This is a genomic window from Kineococcus indalonis, from assembly GCF_009906395.1.
In the GTDB taxonomy this organism is placed as follows: domain Bacteria; phylum Actinomycetota; class Actinomycetes; order Actinomycetales; family Kineococcaceae; genus Kineococcus; species Kineococcus indalonis.
Window position 1 is genome coordinate 1 of the sequence record NZ_JAAALM010000071.1, and the last position, 11,006, is coordinate 11,006.

The following is an 11,006-nucleotide window of genomic DNA, read 5'->3' on the forward strand; positions in this document are numbered from 1 at the left end:
CGCCGGTGCGCGCCGGTGGGGGCGCCGCCGTCACCGCCCGCACCGCCGCGCACCGGCGAGGACGGCGTGGCGCTCGGGGTGCTGGACGGCGTGGCCGCCGGGGTGCCGGACGGGGTGGCCGTCGGGGTCCCCGCCGGCGCGCTCGGCACCGCCGTGGGCCGCGCGCCCGGGGTGGCGGTGTCCACCCCGGACCCGTCGGCGGCACCGGGGAGCGCCGGGGCGGTGGGCGCCATCGGCGCCACCCAGCGCGGCACGACCTCCGCCGGCTGGGTGGTGGCGGCCACCAGCGCGGGCAGGGTGCCCGGTGCCGGCGGCGGCAGGGTGGACACCGGCTGCCCGGCGGCCTGCTGCAGCGCCTGCAGGGTGCTCTCCACCTGCTCCACCAGCGGCGAGCGCACCCTGCCGGAGCGGCGCAGGTCGGTGAGGACCTTGCTCACGCGCTGCACGGCGGCCTCGGGGCGGCCGGAGCGGGCGTCGGCGCGGGCGAGGTCCAGCTCGCGGTCCACCCGCTGCTTGACCGTGCCGCCGAGCACCTCCATGACCTCGTCCGGGAACCAGCCCGGCAGCACGGAGGCGACCGGGCTCTGCACGGTGCGCGCGGTGGGGTCGGCGTGGTGCCCGCCGGTGGCCGCGGCCGCGGCCGTGCCGCCCAGCAGGGCCAGGACGGCGGCGCTGGCCGCGGCCCCGCGGCCCAGGCGCTCCAGGGTGCGCCGGCGCGCCACCAGCACGCGCGGGGCGGCGGCGGGCTCGGCGGGGGCCTGCGCCGGCGCGCCCCGCAGGTCGCGCGGCAGCTGGACGGGGCGCACGCCGGCCGTCTCCGGGTCCGCGTGCAGGGCGTAGGCGTCCAGCAGGCGGACCACGGTGTCGCCCAGGTCGCCCTCGGTGGCGCGGTGCGCGCCCAGGCGGTCCAGCAGGGCGTCGGTGGCCAGCAGCTCCGGCACCGTCGGCAGCACCTCCCGCTCGCCGCGCAGGTGCCCGCGGTCGACGGGGTTCACGACGTCACCCGCAGGGAGGCGTCGGCCAGGGCGGTCTTGCGCAGCTTCTGCATGGCGCGGTGCTGCGCGACGCGCACGGCGCCGGCGGTCATGTCCAGGGCGCGGCCCGTCTCCTCGGCGGACATGCCCGCGCCCACGCGCAGCGTGAGGATCTCGCGCAGCTTGGGCGGCAGGGTGTCCAGCAGGCGGCCGACGGTCTCGGCGTCGAAGGCGTCCAGCGCCAGCTGCTCCGGCCCGGGCTCGGCGGTGGCCGCGTCCGGGACCTCCTCGGTGGGCACGGGGGCCCGGTAGGCAGCCCGCTGCGCATCGGCGACCTTGTTGGCCGCGATGCGGTACACGAACGCCTCGAACGGGCGTCCGGTGTCCTTGTAGCGGGGCAGAGCCGTCAGCACGGCGATGCAGACCTCCTGTGCCGCGTCCTCGGCGGCGTGATCAGCTCCGGGCATGCGCCCGAGCTTGGCCCGGCAGTAGCGGTGGACGAGGCGGCGGACCGCCGCCAGGAGGTCGGCGACCGCGCCCTGCTCCCCCGACAGGGCGCGCGCCGCCAGTTCTTGGAGCCCCCCGGCATCCACCCTGCTCATCGGCGCCGGGGCGCCGCGCGTTACACCCGCCGCACCGGGCCCGTCCAGGTCGGCGTCGCGCAGCTCGCCGTCGACGTCCGCGTCGTGCGGCTCCAGCGCGCCGCCGTCCAGCGCCGCGGGGGACGCGGCGGTGCGCACCTCCACGGCGTCGGGGGCGACGTCCACCGGGGCAGCACCGAGGTCGGCGCGCCGCACGGCGTCCGCCCCGGCCGGTCCACCGGCCTCGTCGCCCCCAGGGCCCACGGTCCTACCGTACGAGACCCCAGCGGAATCCCACAGCCACCGCCTGCGCGCGGTCCGCGGCCTCGAGCTTGCGGAACAGCCGGCGGGCGTGCGTCTTGACGGTGTCCTCGGACAGGAACAGCTCGCGGCCGATCTCGGCGTTGCTGCGCCCGCGGCTCATGCCGACCAGCACCTGCTGCTCGCGCTCGGTGAGCACCGGCGCGCGGCCGGACAGCGCCGCGCGGGCGCGGCCACCGGCGCCGCGGCGGCGGGAGACGTCCTGCAGCGCCTGGAGCACCGCGGTGGCCAGCTCCTCGCGGGAGACGTCCTTGACGACGTAGCCGCGGGCGCCGGAGGCCACGGCGCGCGCGACGCCGTCGCCGTCCTCGGCCATCGTGGCCATGAGGACGTTGGCCTCGGGGTGGCGCGCCAGCAGGCGGCGGGCCGCCTCCACGCCGCCGATGCCGGGCATGCGCACGTCCATGATGACCAGCGAGGGGCGCTCGACGGGCCAGCGCGTGAGCGCCTCCTCCCCGGAGGCGGCACCCACGACGCGGGTGACGCCCGGGACGGCGGCGACCATGCGGCGCATCGCCTCGCGAGCCAGCGGAAGGTCGTCGCAGACCAGAACCGTAGCCACCACTTACCTCTTCCCTGTCGGGTGGAGCGCACCCGTCCGTGGGAGCGCCGCGGCGCGCGTCGGGCGCGCCACGCTGAGGTCATCGGCACGCGGGGGTGCGTACCTGAGCGCCCGATAACGGCTGCACCGGTCGGGTGTCAAGCGGGTCCGCCGCAACGGTGCGGCGGGACCGGCCCGGCGGGACCGGCCCGGCGGGACCGGCCCGGCGGAGCGGTCCGGGCGGTGCGGCGCGTCAGGCGTGCACGGCGGCCGCGCAGCGGCGCACCGCGTCCGCCAGCGAGGCCGCGCGCTCGCAGCCGTCCACGGCGGCGGGCCAGCCGGGCCCGCTGAGCACGACCAGCGGCGCGGGCCGCACGGCGAGCACGACGGCCAGGGCGGCCACGGAGCCCAGCGCCGCGGCGGAGGGGGTGGTGTCGGGCAGGCCGGGGCCCAGGGCGACGACCGGCACGTAGGCCAGGGCGGCCAGCACCAGGCTGGCGGTGACGACGGGCAGGCCGGGCAGGTCCCCGAGCCAGCGGTGCATCACCGCCGGGCCCAGGGCGTAGCCGACGACGACGGCGCCCACCTCGGCGACGGCGCCGAGGTCGGAGCCGGCCACGTCCAGGCCCACCAGGGCGGCCACGCCGGCGGTGCCCAGGGCCAGGCCGGCCCAGCCGCGCCCGCCGAGGCGCTCGGCGCGCCCGAACAGCGGGGCCACGAGGACGCCGACGACGGGCACGGCGGAGATGAGCAGGGCGGCGGTGGAGCTGGGCAGCTCCTGCTCGGCGCGGGCGAGGAAGAGCCAGGGGCCGACGATCTCCAGGCCGGCGTAGGCGGCCAGCGCCGGCCAGCGGCGCAGCACGGCGGGCACCTGGGCGCGCACGGCGGGGCGCAGCAGCACGAAGGGCAGCAGCAGGGCGGCGGCGAGCCCGGTGCGGGCGAGCACGAGCACCGAGGGGGCCATCTCGGCGCCGGCGACCTTGATGAGCAGGTAGGGCACGCCCCAGGCCAGGCACAGGGCGGTGAAGAGGAGGGTGGCGCGGCGGGTCACGCCCCCATCGTCCCGGGCCCGCGACCCTTCAGTCCACCTATTGTTCCCTCATGCCGATCGACAGCGCGGACTTCACGATCGACCTGCGACGGCTGCGGCTGCTGCGCGAGGTCGAGCGCCGCGGCACGGTCAGCGCCACCGCCGCCGCGCTGCACCTGACGCCCTCGGCGGTCTCGCAGCAGCTGGCCGGGCTGGCGCGCGAGCTGGACGTGCCGCTGCTGGAGCGGCAGGGCCGCGGCGTGCGGCTGACGGGGCAGGCGCGGGTGCTGCTCGCCCACGCCGACGCCGTGGCCGCGCAGCTGGAGAAGGCCCGCGCGGACCTGGCCCGCTTCGAGGACGGCCTCGTGGGGGAGGTGCGGCTGGGCTCGCTGGCCAGCGCGATCGCCGCGCTGGTCGGCCCGGCGCTGCGATCGCTGCGCCGGCAGCGCCCGGGGCTGCGGCTGCTGGTGCGCGAGCGCGAGCCGCTGGACGCCGTGGCGGGCCTGGACTCCGGGCAGCTGGACGTCGTGGTCACCGTCGAGCACCGCGGCGGCCCGGCGCACGAGGACGCCCGCTACGACCGGGTGGACCTGCTGCGCGACGTCCTGGACGTGCTGCTGCCGGCCGAGCACCCGCTGGCCGGCGAGGCGCAGGTGCCGCTGGCGGCGCTGGCGCGCGAGGAGTGGGTGGCGGCCAGCGCCGACGACGCCTGCGCGCAGATCACCGCCGCGGCGTGCGCGGCGGCGGGCTTCTCCCCCGACGTGCGCCACCACTGCACGGAGTTCGACGCCCTGGCGGCGCTGGTGGCCGCCGGCGCCGGGGTGGCGCTGGTGCCGCGGCTGGCGCACCCGCTGCGCCCGGCGGGGCTGGCGGTGGTGCCGCTGGCCGGGCAGCCGCCGGCGCGCTCGATCCACGTGGCCACCCGGGCCGGGCGCACCGCCGACGCGCCCACCGCGGCGGTGGTGGCCGAGCTGCGCCGGGTGGCCGCCGAGCGCCCGGACGCGGTGGTGGCCCTCGCCGGCGGGGCGTGAGGCCCGGCGCGCCGGGTCCACCCCCCTGTCGTCCGGGCGCCGGAGGCTGTTCACTGCTCGTTGAACGGCTGACGCCCGACCGACAGGAGAGGCCCGTGAGCGCCACGCCCCGCTGGAGCACCACCACCGCCACCGCTCCCGACCCCGCGGGCGGCGCCCCCGCCGCGGCCGGGGCGGGCGCGCTGACCGTGGTGGACAACGCCGAGCTGTCCCGCTACGAGGGGCGGGTCGGCGGTGAGCTGGCCGCCGTGGCGGTCTACTCCCCCGCCCCGCGCTTCCTCGTCTTCGCCCACACCGAGGTCCTGCCCGGCTTCGCCGGGCGCGGCATCGCCTCGGCGGTGGTGCGCCACGCCCTGGACGACGTGCGCGCCCGGGGCCTGACGGCGGTGCCGCTGTGCCCGTTCGTGGCCCGCTGGCTGCAGCGCCACCCCGACTACGCCGACGTGGTGCACCGCACGGCCTCGCGCGTGCCGCGCGACGAGGACTGAGCGCGGCGCGCGCGGCGCGCCGGCCGCCGGGCGGGTGGCCGCCGGGCCGGTGGGCTCAGGCGGGCCCGCGCTGCTCGGCGGGCACCGGCGTGCCCACCACGCCGTGCAGGTGGCAGGCCGCCCGGTGCCCGGGCTCGGCCTCCTGCAGGGCCGGGTCCACGTCCGGGCACGGCGCGAAGGCGCGCGGGCAGCGGGTGCGGAAGCGGCAGCCGGAGGGCACGCGGGTGGCCGAGGGCACCTCCCCGCGCAGCACGATGCGCTCGCGGCGGCGCTCGGCCGCCGGGTCCGGCAGCGGCACCGCCGACAGCAGCGCCTGCGCGTAGGGGTGCTGGGGGCGGGTGCTGACCGCGTCGGCGTCGCCGACCTCCACCACGCGCCCGAGGTACATCACGGCGATGCGGTCGCTGACGTGCCGCACGGCGGCCAGGTCGTGCGAGACGAACAGGTACGTCAGCCCCAGGCGCTGCTGCAGCTCGCGCAGCAGGTTCAGCACCTGCGCCTGCACGCTGACGTCCAGGGACGCCACGGCCTCGTCGCACACGACGAAGTCCGGCTCGCCGGCCAGGGCGCGGGCGATGCCCACGCGCTGGCGCTGCCCGCCGGAGAACTCGTGCGGGTAGCGCGGGGCCGCCGCCGGGTCCAGGCCCACCAGCTCCAGCAGCTCCGCCACCCGTGCGGCGCGCGCGGCGGCGCCGGGGTGCAGGCCGTGCACCCGCAGCGGCTCGGCGACGGTCTGCCCGACGGTGGCGCGCGGGTCCAGCGAGGCGTACGGGTCCTGGAAGACCATCACCGCGCGCCGGCGCAGCGCCCGCAGCTCGCGCGCGCGCAGCGCGGTGACGTCGGTGCCGTCGAACTCCACGCGCCCGCCGGTGGGCTCGACCAGCCGCAGCAGCGCGTTGCCCAGGGTGGACTTGCCGCAGCCGGACTCCCCCACCAGGCCCAGGGTCTCCCCGCGGCGGATCTCCAGGTCCACCCCGTCGACGGCGCGCACCTCGCCGGTGCGCCGGCGGCGCAGACCCCGCGCGCGCACCGGGAAGTGCACCTGCAGGCCGCGGGCGCGCACCAGGACGTCGCTCACGAGCCCGCCCCGCCGGTGCCGGGCGCCGTGTCGTGGAACGTCGCCGCGCGGTGCGGCACGGCGGTGCCGTCCGGGCGCGCGCCGAGCGCGACGGGCACCAGCGGCGGCTGCTCGAGGGCGCAGCGCTCGTCGCCGCGCACCGGGCAGCGCGGGTGGAACACGCAGCCCGGCGGCAGGTCCGTGGGCGGCGGCGGGGCGCCGGCGATCGCCACGAGCTCGCTGCGGCGCCCCCCGGGCCCGTCGTGCAGCTGCGGCAGCGCGCCGAGCAGGCCCTGCGTGTAGGGGTGCGCGGGGCGCTCGAAGACGTCGTCGACGCCGCCGTCCTCCACGCACCGCCCGCCGTACAGGACGAGCACCCGGTCGGCGGTGCCGGCGACGACGCCGAGGTCGTGGGTGATCCACACCACGCCGGTGCCGTGCTCGGCGCGCAGGCCGTCGACGAGCTCGAGGATCTGCGCCTGCACGGTGACGTCCAGGGCGGTGGTGGCCTCGTCGGCGATGAGCAGCGCCGGGTCGCCGGACAGGGCGATGGCGATGACGACGCGCTGGCGCATCCCGCCGGACAGCTCGTGCGGGAAGCGCCCCAGCGCCGCGCGCGGGTCGGGCAGCCCGACGTCGGCGAGCAGCTGCGCGGCCCGCTCGCGCGCCTGGCGCCCACCCGCCACCCGCCCGTGCGCGAGCAGGCCCTCGGTGATCTGGCGGCCCACGGTCAGCACGGGGTTCAGCGAGGTCATGGGGTCCTGGAACACCATGCCGATGCCGTCGCCGCGCACCTGCCGCAGCTCCGGCTCCCCCATCGCCAGCAGGTCCCGGCCGCGGAACAGCGCCCGGCCCCCGACCCGGGCGTGCGCGGGCAGCAGCCCCAGCAGCGCCATCACCGACACGCTCTTGCCGCTGCCGGACTCCCCCACGACGGCGACCGTCTCCCCGGGCGCGACGGAGTAGCTGAGGCCGTTGACGATCGAGGCCGTCCCGCGCGGGGTGTCCAGCTCCACGCGCAGGTCCTGCACCTCCAGCACCGGCTGCGCGTCCCCGGCGCGCCCGGCGTGCCCCGTGCGCCCGGCGCTCACGAGCGCCCCCCGCGCCGGCGCGCGCGCCGCGAGCGCGAGCGCGCGGCCTCCAGGGCGCTGCGCTGCTGGGGGTCCAGCACGTCGCGCAGGCCGTCGCCGAGCAGGTTGAACGCCAGCACCAGCAGCACGATCGCCAGGCCCGGGAAGACCGCCATCCACCAGGCGTCCTCGAGGTGGCCGCGGCCCTCGGAGAGCATCCGGCCCCAGCTCGGCGCGGGCGGCTGGGTGCCCAGGCCCACGAACGACAGCGCCGCCTCGGCCAGCACCGCGAACGCCAGGCTCACCGAGGTCTGCACGATGATCGGCGGGGCGGCGTTGGGCAGGACGTGGCGCAGCAGCAGCCGCGCGTCGGAGGCGCCGACGGAGCGGGAGGCGCGCACGTACACGCTCTCCTTCACGCCCAGCACCGCCGCGCGGGTCACCCGCGCGAACACGGGCGTGTACGTCAGGCCGATGGCGATCATCGCGTTCGTCGTGCCGGGCCCCAGGACCGCGATGACGGCGATGGCCAGCAGCATCGCGGGGAAGGCGAACAGCACGTCCATCAGGCGCATGAGGACGGTGTCCAGCCAGCGGCCGTAGTACCCGGCGAGCAGGCCGGCGGTGACGCCGCACACGAGGGAGAAGCCCACCGCGACGGCGCCCACCTGCAGCGAGACCGCCGCCCCGAGCACCACGCGGCTGAGCACGTCGCGGCCGAGGTCGTCGGTGCCGAACCAGTGGTCCGCACCGGGGGCCAGCAGCCGCTGCGCCACGTCCACCTCGTTGTACCCGGTGGGCGCCACCTGCTCGTCGAGCAGCGCCAGCAGCACCACCCCCACCACCACGACGAGGGCGAACAGGGTGCGCGGGGAGGACAGCAGCAGCCGCAGCGCGGAGGTGAAGCGCCCGCGCGGCGGGCGCACCCGCACCGCGCCGGCGGCGCCCGCGGCCGAGCCGGCGGCCGTGCCCGCCGCGCTCACGCGCTGATCCTCGGGTCGAGCTTGGTGTACAGCAGGTCCACCACCAGGTTCAGCAGGAGGAACACGAACGCGAACAGCAGCACCGCGCCCTGCAGCACGGGGTAGTCGCGGGCCTGCACGGCCTGCAGGGCCAGCTGCCCCAGGCCGGGCCAGGCGAAGACGATCTCCACGACGACCACGCCGGAGAGCAGGTACGCCAGCTGCACGCCCGTCACCGTCACCAGGGGCAGCAGCGCGTTGCGCAGCACGTGCCAGTTCAGCACCGCGCGCGGGCCCAGGCCCTTGGCGCGGGCGGTGCGCACGTGCTCGGCGCCCAGCGCCTCCAGCACGCTGGAGCGGGTGAAGCGCGTCAGCACGCTGCCGGAGACCAGGCCCGTGGTCACCGCGGGCAGCACCAGGCTGCGCGCCCACCCCGCCGGGTCCTCGCTCAGCGGCACGTACCCGCTGGCGGGGAACCAGCCCAGCGTCCCGGCGAACAGCAGGATGAGCATGATGCCCATCCAGAACTCCGGCACCGAGATGCCGACCTGGCTGACGACCGTGCCGAGGCCGTCCAGCAGCGAGCGCGGCCGCAGCGCCGAGACGGTGCCCAGCGGCAGCGCGATGAGCAGCGCCACGAGGATCGAGGCGCCGGCCAGCGACAGCGTCGCGGGCAGGCGCTCCAGGATCAGCACCGTCACCGGGTCCCCGGAGCGGAAGCTCACCCCGAGGTCGCCGGTGACCGCGCTGGAGATCCACTGCGCGTACTGCACGGCCAGGGGCTGGTCCAGCCCGGAGCGCTCGCGCAGCGCGTCGTAGGTGGCCTGGTCGAAGCGGGTGCCCAGCGCCAGGCGCACCGGGTCGCCGTCGACCAGGTGCACCAGCGCGAACACCGCCACGCTCACGCCCAGCAGCACCACGACGGACTGCAGGGTGCGCCGCAGGGCGAACCCCGTCACGAGGGCAGGGCGACCGAGTCGAAGTCCACGGCCTTGTCGGGGCGCACCTCGTAACCCGTCAGGCCCGGCGTCCAGGCCTGCACCACGTCGGGGTTGTACAGGTACAGGTAGGACACGTCGTCGACGATCAGCTCGGCGGCCTGGTCGTACAGCGCCTTGCGCCCGTCGCGGTCGGTGGCGACGGCGGCGCGGTCCAGCAGGTCGTCCACCGCCGGGTTGGAGTAGCCGTGGTAGTTGTTCGAGCCGCCGGTGCGGTGCTGGCCGTCGTAGTAGTCGAACGGGTCGAGGTTGCCCAGCCAGCCGAGCAGGAACGCGTCGAAGTCGCCGCGGCCCTGCCGGTCCAGCCAGGTGGCGAAGTCCTCGGTCTGGATCTGCACGGTGATGCCCAGCGGTTCGAGCTGGCTGGCGATCACCTGCGCGGCGGTGACCGTCTCGGGGTACTCCGGGGTCACCATCAGCCCCATCGTCAGCGGGCCGCTGACGCCGGCGCCCTCCAGCAGCCGCTTGGCCTCGTCGACGTCCACGGAGAACGGCGCGTAGTCGTGGTACCAGAAGCTGTCCTCGGGGACGGCGGTCTGGTTGGGGCGCGCGGCCTCGTAGCGGGCGGCGGTGGTCACCGCCGCGCGGTCCACCGCGGTGGCGATCGCGCGGCGCACGTCCCGGTCGGAGAAGGGCGCCTTCGCGCAGTTCATCGCCAGGTACCAGTAGTCCACGCTGGCCACCTGCCCGAGCTCGACCTGCTCGTCCCCGGCGAGGTCGGAGACCTGCTGCGGCGGCACGTTGTCCGTCCACTGCACCTGGTCGCCGGTCAGCGCCGTCATCGCCGCGGCGGGCTCGGTGATGAACCGGAACGTCACCCCCTCCACGCCGGGGGCCTCGCCCCAGTAGCCGTCGTAGCGGCTGAGGGAGACCTCGCTGGCCGAGGAGCTGACGAGGGTGAAGGGCCCGGTGCCCACCGCGCTCGTCGTCAGGGACGCCTCGTCCACGCCGGCCGGGACGATCGCCAGGCCCTTGAACCCGCCGATCTGGCTCAGCAGCGCGGGCGTGGGCTCGGAGAGGGTGAAGACCACCGTGCGGGGGTCCTGCGCGCGCACGTCGGTGACGGTGGCCAGGCGGTAGGCGTTGGCGAGCTGCTGGTCGATGATGCGCCGGAAGGAGAACACGACGTCCTCGGCGTCGAAGGGCGAGCCGTCGTGGAACGTCACCCCCTCGCGCAGCGTGAAGGTCCAGGTGAGGCCGTCGGGGCCGGTGGTCCACTCCGCGGCCAGCGACGGCTGCATCTCCTCGCCGTCGGCGCTGGGCTCGACGAGGGTGTCGTAGACGTTCTCCAGCACCTGGAAGCTGGCGTACGCGGTGGTCTTGTGCGGGTCGAACTGGTCCGGCTGGGCGCTGGTGGCGGCGACGAAGCCGCCCTGCGCGTCCCCGCCGCCCGTGCCGGGGGCGTCCACGCCCTCACCGGTGCTGCACCCGGCGACCACCAGCGGCGAGGCGGCGAGCGAGGTGATGATCGTGCGGCGGCGCATGGGTTCCCTCCGCGGTCGACGGCGTGCCGGTGGGCTCCGGGGCCGGCTGGCGCCGGCCGGGGCCCTGCGCCGACACACCCTGCCGTCGATCACCCGGACGCACCAACCAGGAGCACGGTGCGCTGCGGTTTCGTCACCCGATCGCAACCTGCCGGTCAGCGCGCGCGGCGCAGGCGCGCGACGGTGCCCGGCGCGGCGGCCAGCGCCCCCAGCGCCAGCAGCAGGTCCGCCAGCGTCAGCAGCACCCGCGAGCCCAGCACCACCACGGCCGCGCCGCCGCCGCCCACGGCCAGCGCCACCACGGCCGCCAGCACCAGCTCGCGCGCCCCGGCCCCCGCCGGGGCCAGGACCACCAGGAAGCCCACCACCCACGCCAGGGCGTACCCGCCCAGCGCCAGCGCCAGCAGCCGCCCCGCCGGCCAGCCGCCGCCCAGCGCGTGCGCCAGCACGAACACCTGCAGGCCCACCG

At 77.4% G+C, this 11,006-nt stretch carries 10 protein-coding genes and 2 pseudogenes; 2 read left to right on the forward strand and 10 right to left on the reverse strand.

The window, feature by feature from the left end; translation table 11 throughout:
* The 4 genes and pseudogenes from GTR00_RS05785 to GTR00_RS05800 all read right to left on the reverse strand — a co-directional run.
* A pseudogene (locus GTR00_RS05785) lies at window positions 1-995 on the reverse strand (hypothetical protein); the annotation flags it as partial.
* Window positions 992-1,819 (reverse strand): RNA polymerase sigma factor ShbA, encoded by an 828-nt coding sequence (shbA, locus tag GTR00_RS05790; protein WP_323132245.1) that lies wholly within the window; start codon window positions 1,817-1,819, stop codon window positions 992-994. The gene shbA and the pseudogene GTR00_RS05785, both read right to left, overlap by 4 nt.
* A 4-nt stretch (window positions 1,820-1,823) precedes the next feature.
* Window positions 1,824-2,438 carry a response regulator gene (locus GTR00_RS05795; RefSeq protein ID WP_166610692.1) on the reverse strand — a complete coding sequence of 205 codons (615 nt, stop codon included), beginning with the start codon at window positions 2,436-2,438 and terminating at the stop codon, window positions 1,824-1,826.
* A 232-nt stretch (window positions 2,439-2,670) separates the two neighbouring features.
* Window positions 2,671-3,468, reverse strand: a complete 798-nt coding sequence (locus GTR00_RS05800; protein WP_166610686.1) for a DMT family transporter — start codon at window positions 3,466-3,468, stop codon at window positions 2,671-2,673.
* 50 nt (window positions 3,469-3,518) lie between these two features.
* Between GTR00_RS05800 and GTR00_RS05805 the strand changes: the two genes are divergently transcribed.
* The gene (locus tag GTR00_RS05805) at window positions 3,519-4,478 is read left to right on the forward strand and encodes a LysR family transcriptional regulator (RefSeq protein ID WP_166610687.1); all 960 of its coding nucleotides are present in this window, start codon (window positions 3,519-3,521) and stop codon (window positions 4,476-4,478) included.
* A 95-nt stretch (window positions 4,479-4,573) separates the two neighbouring features.
* Window positions 4,574-4,966, forward strand: coding sequence for a GNAT family N-acetyltransferase (locus tag GTR00_RS05810; protein ID WP_323132246.1), 393 nt, complete (start codon window positions 4,574-4,576; stop codon window positions 4,964-4,966).
* A gap of 55 nt (window positions 4,967-5,021) precedes the next feature.
* On the opposite strand, the gene GTR00_RS05815 is transcribed toward GTR00_RS05810, so the two are convergent.
* The 6 genes and pseudogenes from GTR00_RS05815 to GTR00_RS05840 form a co-directional block, all read right to left on the reverse strand.
* Complete coding sequence (locus GTR00_RS05815; RefSeq protein ID WP_323132247.1) at window positions 5,022-6,044, reverse strand: ABC transporter ATP-binding protein; 1,023 nt, start codon at window positions 6,042-6,044, stop codon at window positions 5,022-5,024.
* Window positions 6,041-7,114, reverse strand: coding sequence for an ABC transporter ATP-binding protein (locus GTR00_RS05820; protein ID WP_323132248.1), 1,074 nt, complete (start codon window positions 7,112-7,114; stop codon window positions 6,041-6,043). The genes GTR00_RS05815 and GTR00_RS05820 overlap by 4 nt, the downstream gene beginning before the upstream one ends.
* Complete coding sequence (locus GTR00_RS23540; RefSeq protein ID WP_166610696.1) at window positions 7,111-8,019, reverse strand: ABC transporter permease; 909 nt, start codon at window positions 8,017-8,019, stop codon at window positions 7,111-7,113. The genes GTR00_RS05820 and GTR00_RS23540 overlap by 4 nt, the downstream gene beginning before the upstream one ends.
* A gap of 53 nt (window positions 8,020-8,072) precedes the next feature.
* Complete coding sequence (locus GTR00_RS05830) at window positions 8,073-9,014, reverse strand: ABC transporter permease (protein ID WP_166610688.1); 942 nt, start codon at window positions 9,012-9,014, stop codon at window positions 8,073-8,075.
* Window positions 9,011-10,537, reverse strand: a complete 1,527-nt coding sequence (locus GTR00_RS05835) for an ABC transporter substrate-binding protein (protein WP_166610689.1) — start codon at window positions 10,535-10,537, stop codon at window positions 9,011-9,013. Before GTR00_RS05835 ends, GTR00_RS05830 begins: the two co-directional genes overlap by 4 nt.
* 155 nt (window positions 10,538-10,692) lie before the next feature.
* Window positions 10,693-11,006, reverse strand: a pseudogene (locus tag GTR00_RS05840) (UPF0104 family protein); the annotation flags it as partial.